Genomic DNA, 26,945 nt, shown 5'->3' on the forward strand with positions numbered 1-26,945 from the left:
CTGCGCAAGGCCGAAGCCCGCACCTTTGACGCGCTCTGGCGGGCCATCGGCGACATCTGCGATGGGGTCGAGGCTGAGGAATGCCGCAACTACTTCACCGCGGCCGGATATGGATTCGTCTGAATGCCCGTTGCTCTAGTTTTGATCCCTAATAGTCTGTCAAGACTAATGAGTCCCGAATTGCCTGTTCTTGGCGGTCAAGCGACCCGAGACCGCTAAACTAGAAAGGACAGGCCTTGCTTGAATGTCGGACCTCCTGCATGAGCAGGATAATACCGTGCATCGGATCAGCGGGCGATAAGTTTGACTGCCTCGCCCCATAGCGATGATCGTGATATGGCCAGTCGTTGAGTTCTCTGTTGGGAAACGTCGGCCGAGGCTAACTTGCCGACATTTCCCGTTCGCAACGGGATCGTGGCAGCGTGGTTGCGTCCGATTCTCTTTTGGAGGGCGACCCTATGACGACGCATGCGTTCAAGATCGGCCAACATGTTCGGGCAAAGGAAACGCCTCTGTGCAACATGCCTCATGGCGTCTTCAGCATTGTCAACCTGCTTCCGTCTACCGCCGACGGCGTTCCGCTCTACCACATAAGGCGCGTCCCCGATGGAGATGAGCGGATCGTGCGCCAGTATGAGATAGAGGTGGCAAGAAGTGGTCCAAGCGACGAATCCGGGCGAGACAGCAGAATGCATTGAGACCGATCCCGGCGAAGACGCCGAAGGAGCGACACTCCGCATTGTCGTGGCCTGTCACCGCCTTCCGTGGCCCATCGGAGCGGCAATGTCGCGCCGGAGCATCTTCCGCCGCGCGACTAGAGCATCGGACGTGAAAAGTGGCCCCACTCTTGGGATCCATCCGATGCTCAATCCCTTAAGAAGCGCATCGTTGGGCGCAGCCCTTCGGGTCCGCACGATGCGCTAGCGCTCGGGCACACCCCCACACGCGAGGCGGATCGTTTCTCGGATCTCGGCCGCCGTTATGGCACGCTGTACCTTGAGCAGTCCCGTCACAAGCTCCATTTCGCTGGCTCTAGCCCGATGCAGATCGCGGTAGCGCGACCATCCGCGTTTGAGAACATGTCTCAGAACACGCAGGGTCCTCAAACGCCTCGGAGTACGGTTCCATGCACCACCCACCGTACGGCGATGCTTCCTCAGGAGTTCTTCAAGCGTGGCTCGCGTGGGATGCCGCACGACGGCATTTGGAGCATAGATCAGATGATGGCCAGCGGCCTTGATACGTCTTGAAAGATCGACGTCGGCGCCGGATCGCAGCGACGCATCGAAGCCACCCAACTCGATAAGGATCTCTCTGGCGATAAGCCAATTGGCGGTCACGAATGAGTCACCCTTGCCGTTGACCAGGCCGAGATAGCTGAAACGCATCTCGTAAAGAGAGGTCGAGCACTGATCGGTCGGATAGAGCGCCACGGGACCCGAGACAACGCCTGGACGAACGTGCGCGTCCCAGGCTTCGACTGCCGCCTCGAGCCATTCCGGCAGCGGCTGACAATCGGCGTCGGTAAACGCGATCAGTTCACTTTGCGAATTGAGGACGCCGGCATTGCGCGCATGGTACGACCCGGGTTGGCGGCAGCCGATGCCGCGCACTCGCAGGCCCGCGGCCGCCAACGCGGAGATGACGGCCCCGATTCCCGCGCTGACGCCGCCGTCTGCCGCAGGCTCGTTATCGACGACCACAACCTGGAAATCGCCAAAGGTTTGCCTAGCAATGCATTCCAGGCACTGCCACAGCTCCGTCTCCATCCGGTAGACCGGTATGATCAGGGAGACGCGGGCAGGGCACGCGCCATCCGCTGATCTGGTCTGGCCGCGCCCGCTGGCCGGCATCACTGGTTCACCCATTGCCTCCATCTATCTCGCGTCCTGGCTGCCGGAGCGTTCCTCCGGAGGCTTCGTAGGCACCAGCTCTTGCTGAACCAGAAGAGTGTAGAGACGATCTGCGAGCAGGCGGTGCCCCTCCGCATTGCTATGGTTGTCCCACGGTGCGACCCAGAGTGATTGCCGGTCTCGGATTTTCGCAAATGATCCTTGAAGATCAAGAACGGGAAGCCCGGCCGCCCACCCGATGTTCACTAAGCGGTTGAATTCCGGTTTACGGCTCCGGCCATCCTTGGGGATTTCAAGCAGAACAAGCGCCGGACGGGCGTTGCGCTCGAGCGTTTCATCGCGGAAGCGGCGTAGCAAAGCCGAGAGGGCATCTTCTGCAAAGGGTGCCAATTTGCGCGTGAGAACGTCATCCTTGGGAAGCATCGCGGGATTGAGTCCCGCCCGTTCGATTGCGTCCCCGATATAGGGAAACTGATCGAGAAGAGCATACCGCGCGAGCTTCGATGCCGACTTGAACACCCACAGAAACTCGGTCGTGTTCGCAACGTACAAGACGACGTCCGGACGATACGGGAGCATGCGCTGCTCAATCACGGCGAGCTTCTGGGTTGGGCCATATCCCCCGAAGGAAAAATTCATGACTTCGAATTTTTTTCCGGTTACAGGTCCCAACTCCCGGTTCAGCCGATCCTCGACAACGTTCTCGTACGTCTCGTCATCTTTTACTCCCCACCCCATGTCATGGGACGAACCGACGAGACCGATCCGGAAAGTCTCGGAATCGTGATCGCGCGGGTATTCACGGTCGCGCAGCCCAAAGCTATTGATCGTACGGATCGTTCTGGTCGCGGACGTTGCCGTTGAGGGTACGAACTGTGCCTCGATGGCGTCATGTGTCTCCACTACCGGGACCGATCCCTTCCAGTCCGCAGGCGCCACGCCGAACATCATGCCCAATTCATTGTTGAACCGCCCGGCATCGCCGAGATCCTCATAGTATCCGCGCACCATTTTCATTTCGTCGGCCGCATTCAATTGGTTGCGATCGCGCAGGTCGGTGATCAGATTCGCGAGCGCCGGCGATACCGGCTGGAGCAGAGAAGGATGCAGCGCCACGACGATGAGGAGACCGGCTGTCAGCGTCACGGCCCCAGCCTGAATCATGAAGTTTCTGTCATCGCCACCAGTGTCCGTTCCGGAGGTCTCGCGCTTCCTGTTCCGGAATATGGCGCCCAGGACGCCCACGGCTACCGGAATGCCGAGGAGGGCTAGGACATCTGCCGGACCCGAGTTAAGGATGCCCTGCCAGAGAGCGGTGAGCGCGGCTACATCGGGCGTGCTCCAGATGGTCCAGAGCACGCAGATCGCCGCAAACGTGCCCGCTGTCTTCACGGCAAGAATGGCATCGTCCCGGAGAGTTCGCATAGGCTTAGTCAGCGTTCTCTGGCGCCCTTTTCGGGATTCCAGCAGCACGTTGACCAGGACGACCAATCCCAACCCGAACCAGAACACGATGTCGGCCCACACGATAGGGAAATTGCCTCTGATCCAGAACCACTGGTAGGAGTGAAGAAGCCAAGTCGCCGCAAAGGCGATCAGGGTCGCAGTCGCGACCGCGAACGTCTCGCCTCTCTTGCGCAACCGGAAGTATGCGGGATTGAATACGATTTTCTGAATGAAGTCTTTCCAGTAAATGTTGATGCGGCGCCAGAAGTCGGTGAAGCTCGCCGAAAACAAATAGAAGTGATGCGTCTCTGCAAGACCGAAGCCATATAGCTGAAGGAGCCCGACTATGATGTGAAATAGGCCGGAAATCTTTAGATACAGCAGGAACGTCGAGACCATATACCTCGCCGCGTCGGTTCCATTGACGACGCTTCCCGGCTCGACCACAGCCAGGAAATATACGGCCTTGTACAGGGTCAGGTGGATCAGCCCTCGAAGGATCCACTTCACACCCGTTTGGTACAGGCGCAAGGAATCGGCATTGTAGAAGCTACGCTGGAACGTCTTGTAGTCGACGACCGGGAAGAGCGGCATGCAGACGCTCGGCAGCATGAAGAAGTAAGCCACGGCACGGCTCGCGCTGAAAGGCGCGGCCGCATGCTTGAGGTCATAAAGGTAGACGATCAATCGAAACATAAACATTGATCCCAGGATCGGCCAGATCGTCGGTGGTATCGCGGCGAATACGGGAAATACCTGCTTGCGCGCGAGAGCCAGCGCAAGCGTCAGGGCGACGATCAGCGCAACGCGCATGTGAAATGCGACCGGTACGTGACAGAGCGCGATCAGCAGCCCCCCGAAGGCGAGCAGCCACGTGCTGGCCTGCCAGCCGAAGACGAGCGGCACGGTGGCCAGCGATAGAGATGCAAAGAAGGGAATTCGCCATGGCACCGGCAGAAAGTGATGGATAAGAAAGCCGCCGAAAGCCAGCATGAGCACGGATTCGAAAGCAGGACTCTCGATATTGAGGAGCCTGACCGCGACTGCGACGAGCGCGAGTTCGACGATGATGGTCCCGAGCCTTAAAAGACGACGGAATGTCAGATCGTGGCGCACCTGCTCCCAGTAGGCCTGGGCGGCGCTGGCCTCCTTGGAAGGCGGACTTCCGACGAGGACGTTATCGGCTTCGCGTGGTCGCGCCGAGCGCACTGATGTGACAGGAGCCTCCACCGCTGTGGCCTCCGTTAAAGGTCATTTCCGGCCGTCCGGTTCTCGTGGATGGCAGTTAGTGCATCGATCCCAAAAGTGGACCCCAGGTGGGGATCGATCCAATACTCCTTCTCTTGGCTGGCGCATCGTTCTCAGCGGAAAACCGGAACCACTTTTCGCTGACGCGGCCCTTCGCATCCGCATGATGCGCGAACCATGACGATCTTTGACCGCGCCGCGGTGGGAGGTCCAGTACGGGCCAGCTTCTAAATTAGTCATTGGGCGACTTATTCGACGGAAACTTGGCAGATCGACCGCCCTGCGTGCTTCCTAGAGTATCGACCCCAAACTGGGTCCACTTGTGGGATCGATACTCTAGCCTTTGAAAGAGACTTATCTAGAATCGGGAATAGTGCAGATCATTTGTCGCTGCGAGACAGATGGAGCAGCTTTCATGACAGATCAGAGCGCCACGATGTCCGTCGTCAAGGACTATATCCTTGAGGAATTCCTTCCGGGGGAGGAACCAGGGCAACTCACGCCGAGCACGCCGCTGGTCTCGACGGGCATCCTTGACTCCTTGGCGATGTTAAAGCTGGTTGCGTTCCTCGAGCGTGAATTCGACATCCCGATCAAAGCCCATGAGGCCGACGAGGAACACCTGAATACGTTGCAGGCCATTTGCGAACTCGTCGACTCGAAGCGTTCGCTCGTGCGCTAGCGCATCGACCCTTCAAGTGGTCTCCACTTTTGGGACCGATCCGATGCTCAATTCCTTAAGCAACGCATCGGACATGAAGAGTGGACCCACTTTTTCGCACGAAAGGCGAGGTCGTACGCCGGAGGATCTATCAGATGAAACTCCATCAATATCTTCTTGATACCGCGCATCGCTGGCCGGACAAAGTCGCGATTCAGGAGCTCGATGGCAGCTCCCTGACTTATGAGGAACTCGATACCCAGTCCAATCGGCTGCGTGACCGATTGGTCAGCCTCGGTGTTCAGCCTGGCGATCGCGTCGGCTTCTGGCTTCACAAGTCGATCAATGCCGCCGTGACACTGTTCGCAATCCTGAAAGCCGGTGCCGCTTATGTTCCGATCGATCCGACCGGACCGGCCGCGCGCAACAAGTACATCCTTGCCGATTGCCGGGTGGCCGCCATCGTGATTGAGAAGCGCTTCGAGCCGGCGCTTGAAGCGCGCGACGAGGAGGAGTGGCATCCTGCCATTCTTTCTATCGATGAGGCGGCAGACGGCAATCAGGCGCGAGCCACACTCGCCTGCAGTATCCGCGCAGGGATGTCATTCGCCGTATCTCCAGCCGGGACCGACGATCTGGCTTTCATCCTTTACACATCCGGTTCCACCGGAAAGCCAAAAGGCGTCCAGCTTACGCATGGCAATGCGGTAAGTTTCGTCGAGTGGTGCGCGAGCACTTTTGCCCTCGCGCCATCGGATCGGTTTTCATCCCACGCTCCGTTCCATTTCGACTTGTCGGTCTTTGATATCTTCAGTTCCGTGAAACATGGCGGAACCTTGCTCATTATCGGTGAGGAGATTGGAAAGCAGCCTTACGAGCTCGCTAAGCTGATTGCAGATCACAGGATCACGGTCTGGTACTCGGCTCCGTCGATCCTGAGCCTTATGGCCCAGTTTGGGCAGCTCGACACACGCGACTGCTCGGCGCTGAGGTTGGTTCTGTTCGCCGGCGAGGTGTTCCCTATCAATCACTTGAAACTGCTGACGACGTATTGGCCGCATCCGCAGTATTTCAATCTGTACGGCCCGACTGAAACGAATGTCTGCACGTATTACCAGGTTCAGACGCCAATTCCGGCCGAGCAGATGGAGCCGGTTCCAATTGGAAAGGTCTGCTCGCATCTTGAAGGCATTCTCGTTCAGCCTGATGGAACCGAGGCGAGCGAAAGATTTGAGGGTGAGCTGTGCATCTCCGGGCCCGCAGTTACGAGAGGTTACTGGAATTTGCCCGAGCAGTCACAACGGTGTTTCATCGAGGTGCAGGGCAAGAAATATTACCGGACCGGCGACATCGTTCGCGAGGAGGCGGGCGGCAACCTTCGTTACCTCGGTCGCAAGGACAGGATGATCAAGAAGCGCGGGTTCCGTGTCGAACTGGGCGAGATCGAAGTATGCCTCTACCGCCATCCGGGCATTCGGGAAGCTGCCGTTGTCGCGTTGGCGGACGAGAGCGTCGGAATGAGGGTCCACGCCCACATCGTGTCCAAGGAAGGGAAGCCCTTGTCGCTGATCGACATGAAGACGTATTGCTCCGAGCACATTCCGATCTACATGATTCCGGACCGGTTCAGTTTCCATTCCTCGCTTCCCAAGACATCGACCGACAAGATCGACTATCAGACCCTGAAAAGCTGGAGCGGGAGCTGATCCGTGGACTTCGCTTGGTCCGATGAACAGATGCAGCTGCGGAAGGCTGTCAAGAGCTTTGCCAGCGAAGAGCTGAATGACGGTCTGCGCGAGCGAGACAAGCGAGGCGAGTTCAACCGTGAAGGCTGGCTCAAATGTGCCAAGTTCGGGATCCATGGCCTTCCAGTCCCGACGGATTACGGCGGGATGGGGGCCGACCCGCTGACGACGGTGGGGGTGCTCGAGAACCTTGGATATGCATGCAGAGACAATGGCCTGGTGTTCTCGATCAACGCCCAGATGTGGACGGTCGAGGTCCCGCTGCGCGATTTCGGGTCGGAGTCGCAAAAGTGGAAATACCTGCCCGATCTCTGCAACGGCACCCTGATCGGTGGAAACGCGATGACCGAGCCCGGATCGGGATCGGACGCGTACAGCCTCCGGACGACGGCGGAACGGCGCGGCGACCGGTATGTGCTGAATGGCAGCAAGACCTTCGTGTCCAACGGCAATGTCGCGGACCTTATCGTCGTGTACGCCACCCTCGACCGGTCTGCCGGGCCGAATGGCATTTGCGGCTTTCTCATCGAGAAAGAGTACCCAGGCTTTCAAGTCGGACGTCCTCTCGAGAAAATGGGCCTTCGCACATCGCCGATGGCGGAACTGTTCTTCGACGATTGCGAAGTCCCGGCGGAGAACTGCCTTGGGCGAGAGGGAAGCGGTCAGAGTCTTTTCACGCATTCCATGAACTGGGAACGAGCCTGCATCCTTGCCAACGCCGTTGGTGCGATGCAGCGACTGCTCGACATGTCCATCCGCTACGCGAGGGACCGGAAGCAGTTCGGCCAGCCCATTGGCAAGTTCCAGTTGGTAGGCAGCAAGATCGTCGATATGAAGATGCGGGTCGATCAGGCGCGGGCAGCGCTGTATCGGACGGCCTGGCTCCAAACCAAGGGGCGAAACGTCTATCTCGACGCGGCTCTGGCAAAGCTCACGATCAGCGAGAACTGGGTACGATGCGCGGAGGACGCCATCCAGATCCACGGCGGCTACGGCTATATGATGGAATTGGAAGTCGAGCGCGAATTGCGCGATGCATTGGGCAGTCGGCTATATTCGGGAACGTCGGAAATTCAGCGGGTGCTCGTCGCCTCTCTCCTGGGTTTATAGAGCCATTGTGTCGCGCAACGCTATGGGTCCCTGAGTTTTAGCGTATCGTTGCGGGCAGGCCGTTTGACTTGGAGAATGATCAACGCAGGGACCTTGTGAGGGCCAATGACGTCCAAGACCAACGCAACTTTCGGACCGATCCTGTTTCCATTCACGGGCTCGACCGTGGGCGGAAGTCATATATCGACCTTCCACCTTGCGCGATCCCTGGCGGCGGACCACGGCATCAAATGTATCGTTCTGACCGCACCGACTTCGAACGTCGCGCGTCAAGCCGCCGAAATGGACCTTGACGTGCACTCCACTGGAGACGCCCCGGCGAAGGCCCGCGATCCCGTCGCCGACATCGCAAGGCTGTCCCGCCGCGTCCGGACGCTGAGATCCTATGGGCCCGGTGCCATTGTTCACTGCAACGATATCTGGAGTCTCCAATCATGGGGTATCGCGGGACGGATGCTCGGGTTGCCGCTCGTCTATCACCATCGTGCGCTCTTGCGGATGCGCTGGTTCGATCGAGCGCTCGTGCGGCAGTCACACAGCATCATCACTATATCGGATCCCTGTCGGCGTGATCTCCGATTTCTGCCCAGAGACCGCGTCACGTGCATTCTCAATCCTTTCCCGGATCCCATGCTCGAGCCTCCCAAGGGCTGGCGGGAGGAATTCCGTGCCCATGCGCCGGAAGACGCGGAGCCGATTCTCATCGGGTTCATCGGCAACTTTCAGTTTCGGAAGCGACCGGACTTCTTCCTCGATGTCTGTTCGGCAATCGCCGCGCGAGAATCCCGCGCGCGGTTCGTCATCTTTGGCCGCGAACGCGATTTCCAAAGCGATGATCTGGAGAAGCGCGCCGCAGATCTCGGGATTGCCGATAGGCTCGTCTTGGCGGGCTTCCGGTCGCCGCCCGAGATGAACATCGCAACTCTGGACATCCTCCTCGCCCCGGCCTTTGGCGAACCCTTCGGCCGAACTCTTGTCGAGGCTTTGCTGCTCGGCGTTCCCTTCGTTGCAACCGACGATGCTGGTCATTCCGAAATCGTGGCTCGCTGGTCCGGCGGAATCCTGGTCGAGCCTCACGCCACGGTCGGCGAATTTGCGGACGCGGCCATGCGCGTCCTCGCTGCGCCGAGGGACGTCGTTCTGTCCCTCGATGCCCGCCGCAAGGTGGCCGAGGAACTCTCACCACGAACGCATGCCGCCAGAATCATGGATGTGTATCACAGTATCAATGGAGCCAGGGGATGAGCCCGTTCAAGGCGCCCTCCGCCGGTCTTTGACACAATGCCTCATACACCGCGCTAGTCTCATCGCTGATCGTGTCCCAGTCGTAGTTGCGCAAGAAGCTCGTCGACGGAACGAGATACGCCTGATGCGGCTCGTGCAGCTTTCTTCGAAGGTCGTCCTCGTCCCCCGTCTTGAAATAGTTCGTTACCGGCAGGCCAAGATCGAGATTGGCCTGAATGTCGCTTAAGAGAGCCGGGCACCCGGACGCTGCGGCTTCCAAGGCGGCAATGGCCAGGCCCTCGTGCCGGGACGCAAGGACGAACAACGCGGCGTTCGCCAAAAGGACGCGAATGTTGGCCGGATCGAGGGCGCCGGTGAAGATAACCCGATCATCGGACTCGCGGTGCAGGTATTCGGCGTATCGATCCTCCAACGAGGAGCCCCCGACGACGACGAGGTTCGATGGGCGAGCGACGCCGCGATATGCGTGAATAAGAGTCTCGATCCCCTTTTCCGGTACGAGACGCCCTACAGTGACGATATAGTCACGGCGATGCAGCCCGTACCGCGACAAGACCGCTTGGTTCGCGCCGTTACCGGCATCGGACCCTATCATGTGATTTGAGCCGTTGGGGATGAACGAGATGCGCGACGAACGCGACCGATAGCGGCGCCTCAAGTGGTCTGCGGCGGACGGGGATACGGAAATGATATGATCGGCGAAATGGACCGCGCAGAACTCGCCCACGTGCAGGACCGCCTTGGCGAGTGCGTTCCAGCGCGCCCGGTTGTAATCGGCGCCGTGGTAGGTCACAAGCACCTTCATGCCAAGCATCTTTGCTAACGGAGCGATCAAGGCCGGACCGATCGCGTGGATGTGTAGGATTTCGGCATGAAGCCGGAATCTGGCATATAGGAGCCCGATCAGGGCGTTCGAGATCGTTTCGAGGTACTTGCCCCTTGCATGTGCCAGCGCCACGATCCGTACGCCATTGAATTCCGAGACGTCGTTGGGGCAATAGGACCTGCGCCCGATAACGGTGAACTGATCCTCCGGCCGGCGCTTTTTCAGCCGTGGGATGAGTTGCTCGCAGTGCATCTCGATGCCCCCACTGACATGGGGCATGCCTCTGAGACCAAGAACACAGATCTTCATAACGGACCTCGATCTGATTGCTATTGACCTGAAGTGATCTGGAGATGGCCGCCCTCGCGGACCAACGATAGCTTTCCACTTGGGTTCGTCTTGATCGACGAGTTCTGGACGACGAGCGATCCTCCGGGTTCGACCTCAAAGGCCGTGGTCTGCTCATCGGGATCCTCAATCACGCATCCGGAGACATCCGCCCTAGCTCCCTTTGCAATCCAAAAATGGTCTTGCAGGCCGCTTCCGCCGCGCTTGTGAGGATCGCGGCTGACACAATCGACGATCGTGACGTCGCCCCAAATGCGGTAGTTACGCTTGTTATCATCGGCAATAGTACGACGCAGGGTCGTCGCGGACGATTTGAGATCATAGCCGCCATCGGTGGACCCGGATGCCACCGTATCTTCGAAGCTGACGTTACGGACCCTGCGTTCGGTCGTGAATCCGTCGCCATTCCAGTACTCGTTCGTGCTGTCGTGACTGTTCATCATCGTCACGCGCCGCAGAACGACGTCATGGACCGTGTCCTCAAGGGCAACGCCGACCGCGAAATTGTCGCCGTCCTGACGTTCGCTGTCACCGAGGACGTCTTCCATGATGACGTTGCTTGAATCGCCTCTTATGCGAAACGCTCCCTTGGAATATCCCCGAACCGACACGCGCCGGATCGTCAGATCATCGACACGCGCGCTTTGTTCCGCGCCGCTGGGATTGACCTCAAAGAAGCGGCGGACGTTCCGAGCGGAGACGTCTTCAATGCGCAGACCGCGGATATTGCCCGCCACCCGGAAGGTGCCGTCACCAGTGTTTCCAAAGGCGATATTCTTGAAGACGAGATAGTTCGCTCCTGTTAGGAGTCGAAAGACCTCCGGGCCGGGATGCGCGCCCTGTCGCCAGGGATCCGCACGTGACCCGAGAATCTCGGCGTCCGCGGGATTCCCGTTCTCATCCACGCCACGGATCGTGATCTGCGCCCCGTCGCTGCCGCCTTTCCGGATGGAGATCTGCCGATCGACCCGGTAGGGACCCGCATCCGCCTTCAGAAGGATCGAGCCTCCGGGCGAAAGTTTGGTGATGAACTCGGGAAGCCAATTGAGCGCCCCGGCGTTCGCCCAGTCGGATCCGTCCCCCGATCCCGCAGGTACAGGTGCAATATGCAGGGTGTCCGCCTCTGCGCCCAGTGCGAGGCATTGGCCGCTGCAGACCGCAAGAAGCGCTAGTCCGGCGAGCGCCTGGGTCAGCGCAGCGCTGAAACCGGACCGGAGGTCCATGTCACCGAAAGTCTGGAACCGCCATTTCGCGCTAGGCGCCGAGGTCGATTCGAGCGATGAAAGTGGCATGCGGTTCTCCCACAGATGCATCTTGACGTCGAGCTCAATGCAGATGGAGCCGATCCAGAGCATCGGATTCGAGAGTGGATTTCACTTTTGGGATCGATCCGATGCTCACTCCTTTTCGCAGCGCATCGTCAGACGCGGCCCTTCGGGTCTACATCATGCGCTAGTATGCATTCGTTTGACGGAACACCTCACGGACCGTCCGAACGAGGATCAGGATATCAAGGCGCAAATTGCGATGCGCGATGTACTCGTTGTCGAGGTCGACCCGTCGTTGGATGGCTTCGACTGTCGATACTCCGCCGCGAAGGCCATGGATCTGCGCCCATCCCGTGATGCCCGGCTTCACACGACTTCTCAGAGCGTATCGGTCGACAATCTTGCTGAATTCGATATCGTGCTGAAGCGCGTGCGGACGAGGTCCGACCAGTGACATCTCGCCTCGAATGACATTGAGCAATTGCGGAAGTTCATCGAGGCTCGTTTGCCGGAGACGGCGTCCCAACTGCGTGACGCGCGGATCGCCGCGTGTGGCCTGAGTGATCACTCCGCCATCTTCGGTGACCGTCATCGTGCGGAACTTGTACATCCGAAACGGACGGCCGTTGATCCCTCCTCGGACCTGACAGAACAGGACAGGTCCAGGCGAGTCGACCCGTATCACGACCGCTATGGCGAGAAGAACCGGCAGAGCAAGGATAAGTGCCACTACTGCAAGGATGAGGTCGAACGCGCGTCTGCTTAGCTCCGCACCTCGCGAGCGCAGTGTCGGTTTAAACTCATATGGGACTGTCAGCCTCGATGTAAGCATGGCCATGGGTGGCCTCCTGTCACCAATGTGCGGATTCGTGGTGCGGAGAAATAGCAAACCGACGCGCAACGGAATCATCACTGACGCTGCATGTGGCGCGCCTGACGAACGCGTCGTTACTGCAATGGTTCAGCCTACCTGCGTTGCTTTGTGCGTTACTCGAAAGCCAAAGTTGTCGGCGGTGTTTATAATGCCCCGTCCGCCAAGAACAATGGTCGGACCTCTGCCGGTGGCGATGCACACCTTGCGCTAAATTAGCCTTCCATGGCTGGATCCAGCGCAGCGGAGTTCCGGCATACCATTGGATCCACACTGGAAGAACACAGAGAAGCATCGTCGGGCGGCAGCCCTGGCGCATCGTGCGGACCCGAAGGGCTGTGTCAGCGAAAAGTGGCCCTGGTTTTCCGGTCCAAACGGTGCTCTAGAGTCAGGCTCCGCTTTCGGGATTGATCCGATGTTCGAACTCTTAAGCGGCGCATCGTTCTTCGCGCACTGAATGATCGCGTCAGCGAATAGCCGGATCTGCACGATGCGCTCAAGCTACGTCGATCTCGTGTGAGCATGTCTCATGTTGCGCCTGCCACGTGGCTTGACGGAGAACCGGATCCGGGTCCCCAAGTATGCCTCAGGTTCTGGCACGGAACGGACGTGTCGCGCCAAGTCGTGCTCCGTCCGTGGGCCTGACGATGCTCTTTCCAGCAGAGTGCTGACACTCGGGCAAGTGCGTTCGGTGCATCGGAGATATCTCTGCGCCCGTGCAATCAAAGTTGAAAGCGCGAGCCGCGATAGCAACTAAATTAAACCTATCCGGGCCAAGCTAGAGCGTTGGATGGACAGAGCGGACCCGCCTCTCGCGCGATGTTCTCAGTAGAAAGCCGACTGACACTTGAACGACTGGCTATGTCCAGTCGCCGCCATAGATTGGCATGAGAGCATCTTAGAAAAACGCGTATTGGCAGTGACATTGCAGAGCATACAGGACTTCAACGAACAGAAGGGTCTTGTACCGTAGCTGTGAATGAGCCTGGGCCTCTTGGATCCCGCATCGGTCGGGACCAACGGGAGCTGTGATGCGTCAGTGCCGGAACAAGTTGCGAGGAACCGCATGCTGCAGCTATTCGCGCGAAATACTCTCGAAGAGCCGAACTTCGCATCTTCTTACGGGAGAGATCAGGGTGATTACTTCGATGTGAAGCTCATCCTTGCGGCTGTCAGACGGCAGTTGAAAATAATCCTTTTATTCGCATTCCTTGGCGCGCTGGCTGGGATAGTGTTCGTGACCACGTCAGTGCCCCTGTTCACGGCGACCACTAGCATCATGATCGATCGCCGGCAGGTTCGCGCCGTTCAGGACGTCTCGGCGGTGACGGAGATCGGCTCGGTGGATTCTTCGACTGTTGTCGATAGTCAGGTCGAGGTCCTGAAAACTGAGAAGATTGCGCTTGCGGTGGTCGACAGACTGAATCTTATCGACGATCAGGTGTTTTGGACCGATGATGGCTGGGTTCTCACCTGGTTAAGCCGGTCGGTTGACCGGACGGTTCGCTCTCTCATCAGCCTGATACAGGACAATCCTGCGTCCACTCCCAATGAGGCGCGGGCACGGGAAGCCGCCCGGTGGACGGCCGCCTACCGACTCCTGCGTCGGACAACAATCACGCGGGTCGGCAAGACCTACCTCATCTCGATCAGCTACACGGGGGCGAATGCGGATCAATCGGCGCGCATCGTCAACACCTATGTCGAGGCATATCTCACCGATCAGCTTGAAGGGAAATACGATTCAACGCGGCGCGCCAACGCTTGGCTTCTTGCGCGGCTCGAAGAGCTGCGGCAACAGGCGGTCGATTCGGACCTCGCCGTTCAGCAATTCCGCGCCCGCAACAATCTGATTGCCGTCGGCGGGCAGCTCGTTACGGACCTGCAGCTTTCCGAACTCAATGCCCAACTCGCTGCCGCCCGCGGGGAGGTGGTGCGCACAGGCGCACGGTTGGACAGAATTCGCTATGTCTTGAGAACGAACCAAGTCGATGCATTGGTAGGCGAGGGCCTCAAAAACAATGTCATCACTGATCTGCAGTCGCGCTATATCGAGGCCGGGAGGCGCGAGGCGGAGATCAGTGCGCGCTTCGGGCCGGATCATGAGCGAGCGGTTCAATATAGAACCGAGAAGGCGGAGATCCAGCACCAGATCCTCTCTGAGCTTGGCTCAGTTGCGCAGAGCTATGAGAGCGACTTCGAGATTGCGAGGGCCCGGCTGGAGGAACTCGACCGCAATGTGAACAACTTGATTTCCGTTGCTGCCGACGCAAACGCCAAGCTTGTCCAGCTGCGCGAGCTTGAGCGTTCAGCCGACACCTATAAAAGCCTCTACGACACTTTCTCACAGCGCTATCAGCAAACGATCCAGCAGCAATCGTTCCCCTTAAGCGATGCGCGAGTTGTGGCCTTGGCAGCCCCTCCACTGCAGCCCAGTCAGCCGAAGCCTATCATCAGCATCGTTCTTTCAGCACTCGTCGGAGCGCTCATCGGGGGAGCGTGGGGGACCGTGCGCGAGTATAGCGACGAGTCGGTTAGAACTGGCAAGGACCTTCGCGAGGAGCTCGGATTGCGGTGTCTTGGACTGCTGCCGGTTATTTCCACCCCCAATATCGGGCGACGGCACAAGTTCAGCGTTCCGACTGGCAGTTCCTCGAAGGGTCCGAAAGAGGTATCACATATCCTTGGCAAGTTCGTCGATTTCTTCCCAGAGTCGAGGTTTGCCGAGACCCTTAGATCGGTGTCGCTCTCGATTGCCGGGAGGGGGCCGGAGAGTTCGAAGGTCATCGGGATTCTGTCTGTCGCTCCGCAAGAGGGCAGGTCGCTAGTTGCAGCCAATCTCGCGACGCTTCTCAGGCGGGAAGATGGGCCGACCTTGCTGATCGATGGCGATACAAGGAATCCCCACCTCAGCACGATTTTCGCTCCGGATGCCAAGGTCGGTCTTCTTGACGTCGTCGCAGGTGTATGTTCCTGGAACGACGCGTTGCACTGCGGCCCTGTCCGCCGGGTCGCGATGCTTCCCATGATCAAACGTCCGGACCTACCGCATCCAAGTCACCTTCTGGTCGGCGAGCAGATCGACCAGGTTCTCCGGGATGCGGCGACTCACTTCAAGTATGTCGTCGTCGATCTGCCGCCCCTGAGTGCTGCGAGCGAGGCGAGGATTCTCGCAAGAAAAGTCGATTGCGCGCTCCTCGTCGTGAAATGGGGCGAGACCTCGAAGGAACTCATACGCGAGGTTCTGGGAGCCGACGACGGTGTGAGACTTCAATGCGTTGGCGCGATCCTGAACGGTGTGGACATGAGACAGATCCGGCAATACCAGGAATCCAGTCACGCCGGCACCCGAACCTTACCGGAGTGAAACGATCACAATGATGCGCGGGGCCTGCGTACGGAGGCCGCGATCATGACGCTTCGCTACTCTTATCTCGTCCTGTCTACAACGGAGCCTATCAGGTATCATCCATGATGACGGCGATTACCCAATCGAGGCAACGAAGCGTAAGGGCAGTAGTATTTCCCTTCGTGAGTGGCGACCTGGGAGGCAGCCATGTCTCCACCTTTACTCTTGCGCAAGCGCTTCAGGAGGAGCACGGCCTTCAATGCTGCGTCCTCTGTTCTGACGAAACGGCGATCGCCCGGCATGCGATCGATAGCGGGCTCTGCGTCATCCCGACGGGCGAAGCGCCGACCTCCCGCCATCATCCGATTTACGACGCCTCTCGGTTGTTCGCACGCCTGCAAGTTGCAAGAGCATTTCCGATGGACAGCGTGGTTCATTTCAACGACCTGCGGACGATGCAGTCTTGGGGGCCAATCGCCCGGCTCGCCGGAAAACCCGTCGTGTATCACCACCGCTCGCTCAATCGCATGACCCCTCCGAAACGCGTTCTCATCGGCCTCGCCCATGAAATCATCTGCATCTCGGCATCGTGTTGGGCCAATGTCTCATTCGTCCGGCCGGCCAAAAGTACACTTGTCGTCAACCCGGTCCATATCGATCCCAGAAGCGCGCAGCGAGCCGATGCGCGCCGATTTGCCGCCGAGCAAGGCTGTCCAGCAGATCGGCTCCTGGTCGGCTTCGTGGGCAATTTCTGGTTCTGGAAGCGCCCGGACCTGTTCCTGCAGATCTGCTCCAGATTGCTGCAGATACGGTCCGACTGCCACTTCGTGGTCTTTGGACGCAGTGGTGATTGGACCGAACACGACCTCATTCGCATGGCGCAGGACCTCGAGATCGCCGAGCAGGTGACATTCGCGGGCTTCCATCTGCCGGGGGAACGGAACATCGCCGCTCTCGACCTCCTGATCGCGACATCCGTTCGGGAGCCCTTCGGCCGCACGCTCGTTGAGGCTGCAATTGTTGGAACGCCATACGTTGCTACGGACGACGCAGGCTACCGGGAGATATGGAGCACTTGGCATGGAGGCCGCCTAGTCCCAGTGACCGCCACGGCAGACGAATTCGCTCAGGTCGCGCTCGACGTCCTGTGCGCGCCTCAGAGCGTCGCTCTTAGTAGCAATGAGCGCGACCGGGTCGCCAAGGACGTCTCGGCAAGCACGCACGCTCTTCAGATCATGAAGATCTATGATCGCCTTCGACCCTTATTGCGCGAGACCGTGGGAGATCCTCAGGAGGCGAGGATCTGAGAGCCATCCTTGCCGGCTTCGATGCTCCAATCGCGTCCTATTCAGCATGGGGAATGGCCATACCCGGAGGGATGCTCGAGACCCGGACGCGCCGGGGCATTTGAACGTGCAGTGTGTAGGCCAGCGTGAGTGCGAGCAGGATATTCCCTTCGATCAGCCAGAGCGGCATCGTTGCCAGGTTGAGAATGAGAAATCCCGCATGCGCGCTGACAATGAGAAGGCGATGCTCGGGTACGCTACTAAAGCCGAACCTGAAGTTCGACATGAACAGGATAATTATGCTGATAAGGCCTACGGCTCCGATCTCATAGAGTGACGATATGAACGTGTTATGAGCGTAACGTGTAAAGACATCCTCCCAGGAATCCGGACCAAAGCCGAAGGCAAGGTTGAGAATCGATCCATCAAGATAGGCGGTGATGTACCGGCTCCAGATCACGGCGCGGGCCGACAGCAATTCTTCGTCGGACGCGGTATAGTATTCCGGCGGCTTCACGAGATCGGCGATGTTGGCAAGCGTGATGAACAGATCGTTGAAACGCTCCTGCAAGGCAATCGCCGCGGCATAGAAGAACATGGTGCCTGCAAGACCGTACACGACGACAACGAATGGGCGATCGGAGGGGGCGACGCGCCGAACCGCGCCAATCAGCGGAGTCGCAACGACTATTGGAACTGCGGCGAGAAGAGAGGTTCGGTAATTGGCCAGAAGAAGCGCCACCAGAGCAATGGGAATGCAGATCGCGGTGAGGATAGGCCGGTCGGACTCAAGGAAGCATGAGCAATAGAGGAAGGTCAGCATGATGATCGAGAACGCAGCTTCGTGGTTGTAGCCGCCGATATAGCATATCGAGCTATCTGACGCGCTGAACTTCCCCAAGTCCACGACCACGGACAAGCCCTGGAGGGCGAGCGGAGGCAGGAAGGCAACAATCACGGTGCGAAACACGGCGCTTGAACCATGACGGCTGAGAGCCTCGAAGGCAGCCGCCGTGAGAATAATGAAATATCCCCATTTTATCAGGCTGCCGAAGACTTGGGCAGGATCGTTGATGCTCGCGCTAATCACAGTGGCGAAGATCACCAGATAGATGCCCCCAAAGGCTTTCAACAACAGAAGGCGTCGCTCGATGACTAGGAAGCCGATTGCCGTGAGCGCGATCGACCCCAGTGCATTGAGCGACAATCCACCGGCTATAGGCAGATATGTGTATTGGTGGAATGCGGACAGGAAGTACCGCAGCCATAGAGCGAGAACTAGAAAGCGTGTTGGAGTGTCCTGGTGGCGAAGGAGAGCGATCAGGGTCAGTGGGAACAGAGCCAGATAGACGCCTCCGACAACATAGGGAGAAAATGTCGGAACACTACTCAGTTCCATTCTCATCGACCTCCGGCGAGTTTCATGTTAGGCCCGAAAGCGTATCCACTTCTCGCCGATGCGGGCCTCCGGTTCCGCGCCATGCGCCGGCAATCGCCTCGATCCTGGCAATTCAGCGGCGCCTTCAGTGTCTCTCAGACAGTGCGCTCATCTCTCGGGTGCCTCTCGAAAGCGAATGCGTAGAAGTTTGCAGCTCTGGCGTCGGAAGTAACTGGTTCAATTCCGCGCGAATCTGATCCCTGATGCTCTCGACCTGGCTGATACGCATCGTTCCAGCATACATCGCCGCCCTTGTTTGGATCGCAGCAAGCTCGATCGTGTCGAAGGCCTCCAACAGGGCAAGCCCGCTATCTCTCCAATGGTCGTTGCTGTGGAGAACCTCACACAGAGCACGGATCACCCGAGATGTGAGGGCTCCCGGCTTGTTGTTCGCTGTTTGAGTGACGCATTGAAGAGCCGTAATCAACGTGTCTGCGCCGAAGCGCTTCAGGCATTGCCTGATTGCGCCAATCGCCATCGTCTGTCCAGGGCGCTGACGCTCGACAGGGAGCGGATACCGAAGGAGCTCAACCTCGGCCCTGAGGCAGACATCAGCAGTATCGATGGCCCAAGGCTCGCGTGCCACGACCGCGGCGGCATGTAGGGCCATCGGCGAGATTGCCACGGTAACTCCGTTGATGGCCTTGAAGGCAACGGCTTGCTGCTCGCGCGACGCAATGACCACTTGGCAGGGAACGCTATCGAATCCGATGAGCGCCGCCGCTGTGGTCCGATGCTGCCCATCGATGATGACGAATTTTCCCCCTTCGACAGGCGAGACGATAACCGGAGAGAAGCAAGACCAGGAGAAGGCTTTCGCAATTCGCATGACATTGCGTCGGCCCTGGCCGACAATCGGCCTTTGATACGCGGGATCAACCAGCAGATCTTCAATGCGCAGCCATTGCAGCATTGGAACCGCGCCGGCACTGACATTAGCCGGCTTTTCGAGCCCTTCCGTTGAGATCGATCTCATGCCGTTGTTCCTCTAGATGTCGACCTTGGCGTAATGGTTCTCCTTCGAACTCTTCTTGCGAACTGTCCCGCGGCGTTGCCTGCCTCATGCCGCAGGACTGTTTGTTGGGCCTCCTCCAATGGTTTGCCTCTCTTTTGGGCGCTCATTGTTATCGTAATCGTGTGACGGATCCTTCGCTGACAGCGCTCATGCTGGATTGCCCGGATGAGGCGCTCTGTCCGATGGCCTGGTCGACGTGCACGACATCCCCTGGTTCGATCGTCGCAGTATCGTCGACGACGGATTTGACGATGCTACCGCCAACCCGGCGGATGACCGAGAATACCATCGTTGGCTTTGCGGGCAGTTTGTCGAGCAGAAGCTGTGGCGTCGCGACCGTCGCCTCATTGATAAGGCTCAGGGCAGTCGCGAGACGAGCCTTGGATTGGTCGAGCTGCGCCTCGGTGTCCTGCTTCTCAGCGACGATTTTGGCCTTCCGTTCGGCCTTCAAGTCGTCCGCGGTGCGTTCCGCTTTGCTGATCTCCTGTCGGGCGCGGAGGACGGCGGTCGTGTAGTCGAGCAGCTTGCTTTCAAGGTCCGCCAACGTGCGTTCGAGAACGAATTCGCGGGAACTGACGGCTAGACCCTTGGCAACCAAGGCGCTGACCGTCTGCTGTTCACGGCGCGCAAGAGCAATTTGCCTGTTCTGGACCTCGATCTTCTGCTCGAGCGCCTCGACCTCCCTGGAGAACAGACTTCTGATGTCGGAATGGGCCAGGAGCTGCGACTTCAACGCCTCGCTGCGAGCATTCATGACGGCCTTTTCATCGGCGATCAGGCGCTCGGCATCAGCATCGTTCCGCAACTCCTCGGGTGTCGCAATCTGCATGGTCTCGTCAAGCTCGGCGGCGAGCCGCGCACGGCGAACCAGCAGGCGACGGGCCTCGAGGCGTGCGATTTCGTGGACTCCCTGTGCCGTAATCCGGTCTTTTTCCATGCGGCCGGACTCCGTTCCCGCCTGTTGGAAGACGCCTCCCGCCAAACCAACCGCCTGCAGGACGGTCAGTCCGGGCCGATACGGATATTCCCCCGAGTGCTGCACGGTCCCGACGACGTAGATTGGCCTGTATTGGACGATCTCGACAGTGGCCTCCGGCCGACGTGAAAGTCCGGCCCGCTTCTGCAATGTCTCGGCAACGGATGCCGCGAATTCCTCTGTCGTCCTTCCGGTTGCGGGCAGACTCCCGATGAGCGGCAAGGAGACGGTCCCGGAGGCGCTGACGGAATATTCGTTGGCGAAGACCGCCCAATCGAAATATTCGGCGCTGCCGGCCCGCCATTCAACAACCTTGATGCGTAGTTTGTCCTGCGGGCCGAGACGATAATCGTCGGCCGTCGCGCGCACCGGGAGGATGGCCATCCCAAGCGCGCAGAGCAAACTGCAGAATGCTGAGATTTTGAAGCGCATGACTTCAGCCTTTGCCCGATCAAGAACGAGAGCGCATTTCCATGTTGCCGCTTCCCGATATGATTCACGCTACGCGGGGCTATGGGTACATGCTATTCGCGGGCTGCGCCCGAGATAAGTATGTCTTGGTTATCGAGACCTAGTTGCGTGTCAATGAAGTCCGGCCTCTTGTGACACAAAGTACTGATGTACAAATAAGCAATGTACTCGAAAGCAAATCCGGGCCGAACCGCTTGCATCCAGATGACACCCTATAGCATCGGTTGTCAATGCCTGGAGAAAATCTCGGGACGACTGATCTCTCAAGACGAGACAGCTTGGCAGATCCTGTCAGGTCAATGTCACACGCTGAGAGCGTGCCCAACGGGCGGCGGATACATCGGAAGAATTACCTCGACGTTGCTGCGCGGGCCAGCGTAAAGTGCGGAAAATCGGGACCCGCGACTGGCGATCGGAGCATTGTTCGGCGATGCGAAGCCGGTTCTCCACAAAAACGCGCGGCAACCCTAATAAGAGAGCTGATTCCACCAAAGTGGGATCATCAATAATAGCCGTCATTACCTTGTAGCGCCCGCGGATCGTTCGCATCCTCGATCTCGACGAGGGCATCGGAACGAGCCTCAAAAGTGGATCACATTTAGGGACACTTCCGATGCCTCTGTCTTGGCCGCACAATGCGCTACAGGATGAAATCCTGGGTGCTCAGGTGGAAGGTGCCGCTCAGCTTGACGCAGATGTCGACGTGGCCGTCTCCATTCACGTCGCCGTGGACTTCCGTGACGCCGTTGACGCTGAACCCGCGCAGTTCACCAGCTGCCTTGCTGAACTTGGCGTCGTCGATGAACACGAAGGCCTGATTGCCCAAGCGCTTCGTATTCGCGTCGATCAACGAATAGTCGATCTTGTCCACTCCAAGCACGAAGTCCTTAATCGTGTCGACAGTTTTCGAAGAACCCGACTCGCTCGTCGCATTGAAGCAGAATATGTCCCGTCCACTGCCGCCGAAGAGCACGTCCTGACCGGCACCGCCAGCCAGCCTATCGCTTCCTGCCCCGCCGGACAGCGTGTCGTTGCCCGCCAAGCCATTGATCGTATCGCTGCTTGCGGCGCCGTTCAGCTCGTCGTGACCCGCCGTGCCCGTGATCGTCTGCAGGGCAGGGGACGGAGCCTCCTCAGGCGCAGCGGCCGCGGTCATGAGAACCTGCGAGTTGGATCCCAGCCCCGACAACCTCCCGCTTGTGTAGATCGCCGTGCCGTTGACCTCCAGGATCGCACCAGTCTTCCACAGATCGAACACGGTTACGCTGGCATTCTGGTCCAAGATGGAGCCAGCGCTGATTTTCGCATGAGCGCCCTCGGCCAGCCAGAAATGATCGGTCGAAGCACTGCCGCCGAAATAGTGAGGATCGCGGCTCTGGCCGGCTTCCATAGTGATCGACATGCTCCAGAAGCGGTAATTGCGGTTGTTCCCCTCCGCAATCGTATTGACGAGAACCGTATCGCTGGACTTGAGATCGTAGCCGGCATCCGTGTTGCCTGAGGCCACCGTGTTCTCGAACCGAATATTGTAGTTACCGGATTCTGTTGTGAAGCCGTCGCCGTTCCAGTATTCGGTGCTCGATCCACGTGCGTTGCTGCCCTGCATCACGACGTTTCTGAATACGACACTGTGTGCCGTGTCATCCAGCGCGATGCCTTGTACGTACTTCTCGGGTGTGTTCGCGTCACCGTGCCCAGTAACGTCCTCGATGAGAATGTTGCGGCTGTCGTACCTGAGCTTGATTGCATTCTGCGAGAACTTGTTGATATTCACGTCCTTTACCATGAGTCCATTGACGCTGGCGCTCGTGAAGCCACTCGAGACTGTATCCTCAAGGAAGCGCCTCACATTGTCCGCCTGCATGTGCGCGAGGGTGAGATCCTTGATGTCGGCGCCGATCCGGAAAGCGCCGTTGCCGATGTTCTCGAACGCCATGTTCTGGAATTTGAGGTGGTCGGCGCCGGCCAGGAGACGGAAGACTTCCGTTCCTTCGGGTTTGCCCGTTGACCAGTCGGTCGCCCGCGTGCCGACGAACTGCGCATTCATGCTCTTGCCGGTCGAGTCCACCCCACGGATGGTGACGGGTGCCCCTGCTTCGCCACCGGCTCTGATGGTTGTCTGACCGTTCACCTTAAAGGCACCTTGGTCGGCCCGTAGAAGAACCTCGCCATTCGGGCCGGCTTTGGCGATGAAGCTCGAAAGGCTGGAAATTGCGCCTGCATTGACCCAGGAGGAACCATCCTTGGTACCGGATCCGGTCGGAGAAATATACAATGTCGTCAACGCAAATACCTTTCCGTGCGACCTCAGCGGGACCTGCCTCGGCCGGCAAAATACGTGCGGCCTCCAAAGAGGAGCCGCATGGTCGTCATGAAATTGCACAGAATGCAGATGCCGGCGCGGAATATGTCCGACGTATGCTTACAATGTTCTGGCAACGAACGAAGTGAATCACAAGACTGTTAATGTCAAGCTACTTCGATCCGCGCCGGAGATGTGCCCTTTTGGCGCGCCATAAACGGCGCCCTGCAAGTTCTGCTGTCCGAACACGCGACATCGCACGTACAAATGTGCATGCATCCTCCCGCACGATCTGCTAAACTAATTAAGGTGCCCTCTCGGATTTTTTCCGCTGGGTCACATGGCTGCTCTTGCTTGCCATTGCGGTCTTCACCCTTACACCGAGCGAATTTCGGCCCGTCACGGGCGCTCCAGCTGGCCCGGAGTGGTTCTTGGCCTTTGCAGCCATCGGAACCGCCTTATTGCCTCGGCTATCCGAAGCATCGGCTCCCAATTCTTGAGCTGCTGGTCGAGATCGCCGGGCTCCTTGAGATCGCCCAGAACATTGTGCCGGGCCGCCATGGCCGCCTTCCAAACGGCATGATGAAGGCATCGGGCGCTCTCCTCAGCGCCGCTTTCGCCATCTACCGATTTTCATCCGCAGAGCTTCGTCTCTCTTCTTTTCTACATTGTTTGTCTGCTATAAGCGATCTCCATAGCCGAGGGGACGGACATCACCGAGAGCTGTCTCCGCTCTTGTGGAAGCGGTCGCATGTTGTGACGGGGAGCGGTGCGGAGAGTATTCAAGATCAGGACAGTAATCTTCCTCCGCCATCCTGCACGGCCATAACGTCGTCTTCCCTGCGACAAAGCCACTATCCTGCGCTTGCAGATCCGGGTCGGTGGCTTAACTCCTGCCTAGGCTAATTTAGATCGGCCGCGTATTCGTGCCGAGCCTGGCCTTGATGCGCTCCAGGCAAAGACCTTTCACGGCTAGCCGCAGTCCTCGTTGCCGCCGCCACGTCTCCCTGAAAACCCTTTGACGGGGAGGTGGTTCTCTCATCGGGTTTCTGGACATGAATCCAGTTGGGCCTCAATGCTATGGAGTTCCGGCCTGGAGCATGGGACACGGACTGGGTCCACTTTTGAGCTGGATGCTCTAACTCTTGATCGAGGGCGGGCCATAATCGCTCGTGCGCGGTGCGTGCCGAGACTTAAAACGAATAACGATGCCACCGTGCTGTTCCTCTGAACGCGAGCAAAGTGCTTATCGACGGTTGAGGACTGCATACATCTCTTTTTTGAAGGATAGGCAGCGCCACTCCATGAACTATCGCTCTGAAATAGATGGCCTGCGAGCCGTGGCAGTGCTCCCGGTGCTGCTGTTTCACGCCGGAGTTCCGTTCTTTGCCGGTGGATATGTCGGCGTCGACGTGTTCTTCGTCATCTCCGGATATCTGATCACCGGAATTATCGCGCCGGAGATGGCGGAGGGCCGCTTTTCGCTCGTCGCATTCTATGAGCGCCGCATTCGGCGCATCATTCCGTGTCTCATGGCGGTTATCGGCTTCTGCCTGGCGGCCGCCGCAATCCTGTTTTTGCCGGGAGACTTTATGAGCCTCTCGAAAAGCGTGATTGCTACCGTCCTGTTCTCGTCAAATATTCTCTTTTGGCGACAGTCCTGGTATTTCACTGCTCAGATGGACTTGATTCCGCTGCTGCATACATGGTCATTGGCCGTCGAGGAGCAGTTCTACATTCTGTTTCCTCCGGCGCTCGCTCTGCTCTACCGTCTCAGCCGGTCAAAGCTTGTCCCAATCATTGCCGCGCTGGTTATTGCGTCGTTTCTGCTCAACGTGTGGAGCGTACAGAAGGCGCCGTCATTCGCGTTCTACATGGTTCCAACCCGTGCGTGGGAGCTATTGACCGGCTCGCTGCTTGCGCTCGGATTCTTTCCTCCGCTCAAGAACAGGACGTGGCGTGAAGGATTGGCCCTCAGTGGGATTGCGCTCATTGCGTCTGCCGTCTGCTTCTTTTCTGCGCGTACGCCATTTCCGGGTTACCATGCGCTCGTGCCGGTGCTGGGGACCACGCTCGTCATCTACGCGTCCCACGATACCACTTGCGGCCGGATTCTCAGTCTCGGGTCCGTCGTGTTCATCGGGCTCATCTCATACTCGCTCTATCTCTGGCACTGGCCCATCATGGTTTTTGCCAGGTACTATCTGATCGATGAACTCTCGGGCTGGAATGTCATAGCAGTCCTTCTTCTCTCGTTTTGTGTTGCTATTCTGTCCTGGCGTTACATCGAAATGCCGTTTCGCCGAAAGGGCACTGTCAAGCGCCGCTTTCTTTTTGCCGCGGCCCCCACGGCAATGCTCGTCCTAACAGCGGCTGGATTGACGGGCCTGGCTTCCAAAGGTTGGGCGTCTCGCGTTCCTGCCGATGTAGCCTATCTTGAAAGTTTCAAGAACGATTCGAGCCCACGGCGAATGGACTGTCACCGCTTCGAGAACGGTGCGGTCGAATTGTCACAATCCTGTGTGTTTGGCGCACCCGTGCCGCCAGAGTTCGCCATCTGGGGTGACAGCCATGCTGTGGAGCTTGCCTTCGTCTTAGGCCAGCTTGCCGAACAGCATCAACGGTCAGTGATGCAAGTCAGCTATTCGTCTTGTCCCCCGGTGATGGGAAATGGAAGTCCCGGTTGCCGGAGGCACAACGATGCGGCACTTCGGTATCTAGTCGACCATTCCACCATCAGGACCGTCTTTCTCATAGCCTTCTACGACAATGACAAAGACAATCGGGCTTCGACTTACGCCGAAGGGCTTCGCGCTTCCGTAAATACGCTAGCTGATGCCGGAAAGCGTGTCGTTCTCATTTATCCAGTTCCAAGAGCAACGATCGACGTGCCGAGCGCGCTCGCGCGCTATGTCTGGAATGGAATGAGAACCGATTCGATGGGTTCAAGAAAGAGCGCGTACCTGCAGCGAAACGCGGAGATCCTTCATCTTCTAGACACGTTGGCGGACTTGCGCAATGTGGCTCGCGTGGTTCTGCACGTGCTCCTGTGTCGAGAAGAGACATGCTCCGTGTTTCTTGCAGGGAAGCCGTTGTACTTTGATAATCACCACCTCAGCTTGTCGGGCGCTCGGCACGTCGCTCCGTTGTTCGAGCGTTACTTCGCCGTGGATAAGCAAAGGGCCGGCTTGCTGGGGCCTCTTCTAAGGTCTGATCGGCAGAGACTCTATCATGATAAATGATCAAGAGGTAGCTCGGAGATGTCATGTCTGGATGGCGCCCGTTTGGCAACGTGATTGTTGATGATGCTTGGGCCTAGCGGGGCGGGTGCGGTCATGTCTCCGGCCTTTGAACGCGGTGCTGCATGACCGCAGGCCCTGATGTTTTACGCTGAAGCTGGCCCCTCTCACGTTATCGCGCATGGCTGACGCAAGACAACACCACGGGTTCTCCAGTTCCGGCGGTCCATATCCGCTGTAGCTTCACA

Annotated in this window: 16 protein-coding genes; 7 read left to right on the plus strand and 9 right to left on the minus strand. The window is 58.4% G+C overall.

The window, feature by feature from the left end:
• Nucleotides 1-920: 920 nt before the first annotated feature.
• Nucleotides 921-1,868, minus strand: a complete 948-nt coding sequence (locus tag ACS5Q1_RS34175) for a glycosyltransferase family 2 protein (RefSeq protein ID WP_473102401.1) — start codon at nucleotides 1,866-1,868, stop codon at nucleotides 921-923.
• Between the two features lie 9 nt (nucleotides 1,869-1,877).
• The gene (locus ACS5Q1_RS34180) at nucleotides 1,878-4,529 is read right to left on the minus strand and encodes an SGNH/GDSL hydrolase family protein (RefSeq protein WP_473102402.1); all 2,652 of its coding nucleotides are present in this window, start codon (nucleotides 4,527-4,529) and stop codon (nucleotides 1,878-1,880) included.
• A gap of 433 nt (nucleotides 4,530-4,962) precedes the next feature.
• Between ACS5Q1_RS34180 and ACS5Q1_RS34185 the strand changes: the two genes are divergently transcribed.
• The 4 genes from ACS5Q1_RS34185 (at nucleotide 4,963) to ACS5Q1_RS34200 (ending at nucleotide 9,308) form a co-directional block, all read left to right on the plus strand.
• The gene (locus ACS5Q1_RS34185; RefSeq protein WP_473102403.1) at nucleotides 4,963-5,229 is read left to right on the plus strand and encodes an acyl carrier protein; all 267 of its coding nucleotides are present in this window, start codon (nucleotides 4,963-4,965) and stop codon (nucleotides 5,227-5,229) included.
• Between the two features lie 134 nt (nucleotides 5,230-5,363).
• Nucleotides 5,364-6,914: an amino acid adenylation domain-containing protein gene (locus ACS5Q1_RS34190; protein ID WP_473102404.1), complete on the plus strand. Its 1,551-nt coding sequence runs from the start codon at nucleotides 5,364-5,366 to the stop codon at nucleotides 6,912-6,914.
• 3 nt (nucleotides 6,915-6,917) lie between these two features.
• A complete protein-coding gene (locus ACS5Q1_RS34195) occupies nucleotides 6,918-8,063 on the plus strand; it encodes an acyl-CoA dehydrogenase family protein (RefSeq protein WP_473102405.1) in 1,146 nt (381 codons plus the stop codon).
• A 105-nt stretch (nucleotides 8,064-8,168) separates the two neighbouring features.
• Entirely contained in the window at nucleotides 8,169-9,308 is a 1,140-nt protein-coding gene (locus ACS5Q1_RS34200) for a glycosyltransferase family 4 protein (RefSeq protein ID WP_473102406.1), read from the plus strand.
• On the opposite strand, the gene ACS5Q1_RS34205 is transcribed toward ACS5Q1_RS34200, so the two are convergent.
• From ACS5Q1_RS34205 to ACS5Q1_RS34215, 3 genes are all read right to left on the minus strand, one after another.
• Nucleotides 9,289-10,443 carry a glycosyltransferase family 4 protein gene (locus ACS5Q1_RS34205; RefSeq protein ID WP_473102407.1) on the minus strand — a complete coding sequence of 385 codons (1,155 nt, stop codon included), beginning with the start codon at nucleotides 10,441-10,443 and terminating at the stop codon, nucleotides 9,289-9,291. The two genes, ACS5Q1_RS34200 and ACS5Q1_RS34205, sit on opposite strands and share 20 nt — an antisense overlap.
• A 20-nt stretch (nucleotides 10,444-10,463) precedes the next feature.
• Entirely contained in the window at nucleotides 10,464-11,774 is a 1,311-nt protein-coding gene (locus ACS5Q1_RS34210; RefSeq protein ID WP_473102408.1) for a hypothetical protein, read from the minus strand.
• A gap of 160 nt (nucleotides 11,775-11,934) precedes the next feature.
• Nucleotides 11,935-12,588: an exopolysaccharide biosynthesis polyprenyl glycosylphosphotransferase gene (locus ACS5Q1_RS34215; protein ID WP_473102409.1), complete on the minus strand. Its 654-nt coding sequence runs from the start codon at nucleotides 12,586-12,588 to the stop codon at nucleotides 11,935-11,937.
• 1,099 nt (nucleotides 12,589-13,687) lie between these two features.
• Between ACS5Q1_RS34215 and ACS5Q1_RS34220 the strand changes: the two genes are divergently transcribed.
• The gene (locus tag ACS5Q1_RS34220; protein WP_473102410.1) at nucleotides 13,688-15,988 is read left to right on the plus strand and encodes a GNVR domain-containing protein; all 2,301 of its coding nucleotides are present in this window, start codon (nucleotides 13,688-13,690) and stop codon (nucleotides 15,986-15,988) included.
• Between the two features lie 401 nt (nucleotides 15,989-16,389).
• Entirely contained in the window at nucleotides 16,390-17,277 is an 888-nt protein-coding gene (locus ACS5Q1_RS34225) for a glycosyltransferase family 4 protein (protein ID WP_473102411.1), read from the plus strand.
• Nucleotides 17,278-17,314: 37 nt separating this feature from the next.
• On the opposite strand, the gene ACS5Q1_RS34230 is transcribed toward ACS5Q1_RS34225, so the two are convergent.
• From ACS5Q1_RS34230 to ACS5Q1_RS34245, 4 genes are all read right to left on the minus strand, one after another.
• Nucleotides 17,315-18,655, minus strand: coding sequence for a hypothetical protein (locus ACS5Q1_RS34230; protein WP_473102412.1), 1,341 nt, complete (start codon nucleotides 18,653-18,655; stop codon nucleotides 17,315-17,317).
• Nucleotides 18,656-18,779: 124 nt separating this feature from the next.
• Nucleotides 18,780-19,670 carry a ParB N-terminal domain-containing protein gene (locus tag ACS5Q1_RS34235; RefSeq protein ID WP_473102413.1) on the minus strand — a complete coding sequence of 297 codons (891 nt, stop codon included), beginning with the start codon at nucleotides 19,668-19,670 and terminating at the stop codon, nucleotides 18,780-18,782.
• Between the two features lie 148 nt (nucleotides 19,671-19,818).
• Nucleotides 19,819-21,117 (minus strand): polysaccharide biosynthesis/export family protein, encoded by a 1,299-nt coding sequence (locus tag ACS5Q1_RS34240; protein WP_473102414.1) that lies wholly within the window; start codon nucleotides 21,115-21,117, stop codon nucleotides 19,819-19,821.
• A 679-nt stretch (nucleotides 21,118-21,796) separates the two neighbouring features.
• Nucleotides 21,797-23,440, minus strand: coding sequence for a calcium-binding protein (locus ACS5Q1_RS34245; protein ID WP_473102415.1), 1,644 nt, complete (start codon nucleotides 23,438-23,440; stop codon nucleotides 21,797-21,799).
• 1,226 nt (nucleotides 23,441-24,666) lie between these two features.
• Here ACS5Q1_RS34245 and ACS5Q1_RS34250 point away from each other — a divergent pair.
• Nucleotides 24,667-26,700, plus strand: coding sequence for an acyltransferase family protein (locus tag ACS5Q1_RS34250; RefSeq protein ID WP_473102416.1), 2,034 nt, complete (start codon nucleotides 24,667-24,669; stop codon nucleotides 26,698-26,700).
• Nucleotides 26,701-26,945: the final 245 nt, after the last annotated feature.

This window comes from Microvirga sp. GN3, assembly GCF_055792825.1.

Bases quoted from the DNA above. Each gene is read 5' to 3' on its own strand.
- ACS5Q1_RS34175 (WP_473102401.1), bottom strand. From the start codon at position 1,868: ATGGGTGAACCAGTGATGCCGGCCAGCGGGCGCGGCCAGACCAGATCA.
- ACS5Q1_RS34185 (WP_473102403.1), top strand. From the start codon at position 4,963: ATGACAGATCAGAGCGCCACGATGTCCGTCGTCAAGGACTATATCCTT.
- ACS5Q1_RS34190 (WP_473102404.1), top strand. From the start codon at position 5,364: ATGAAACTCCATCAATATCTTCTTGATACCGCGCATCGCTGGCCGGAC.
- ACS5Q1_RS34200 (WP_473102406.1), top strand. From the start codon at position 8,169: ATGACGTCCAAGACCAACGCAACTTTCGGACCGATCCTGTTTCCATTC.
- ACS5Q1_RS34205 (WP_473102407.1), bottom strand. From the start codon at position 10,443: ATGAAGATCTGTGTTCTTGGTCTCAGAGGCATGCCCCATGTCAGTGGG.
- ACS5Q1_RS34210 (WP_473102408.1), bottom strand. From the start codon at position 11,774: ATGCCACTTTCATCGCTCGAATCGACCTCGGCGCCTAGCGCGAAATGG.
- ACS5Q1_RS34215 (WP_473102409.1), bottom strand. From the start codon at position 12,588: ATGGCCATGCTTACATCGAGGCTGACAGTCCCATATGAGTTTAAACCG.
- ACS5Q1_RS34220 (WP_473102410.1), top strand. From the start codon at position 13,688: ATGCTGCAGCTATTCGCGCGAAATACTCTCGAAGAGCCGAACTTCGCA.
- ACS5Q1_RS34225 (WP_473102411.1), top strand. From the start codon at position 16,390: ATGGACAGCGTGGTTCATTTCAACGACCTGCGGACGATGCAGTCTTGG.
- ACS5Q1_RS34230 (WP_473102412.1), bottom strand. From the start codon at position 18,655: ATGGAACTGAGTAGTGTTCCGACATTTTCTCCCTATGTTGTCGGAGGC.
- ACS5Q1_RS34235 (WP_473102413.1), bottom strand. From the start codon at position 19,670: ATGAGATCGATCTCAACGGAAGGGCTCGAAAAGCCGGCTAATGTCAGT.
- ACS5Q1_RS34240 (WP_473102414.1), bottom strand. From the start codon at position 21,117: ATGCGCTTCAAAATCTCAGCATTCTGCAGTTTGCTCTGCGCGCTTGGG.
- ACS5Q1_RS34250 (WP_473102416.1), top strand. From the start codon at position 24,667: ATGCCACCGTGCTGTTCCTCTGAACGCGAGCAAAGTGCTTATCGACGG.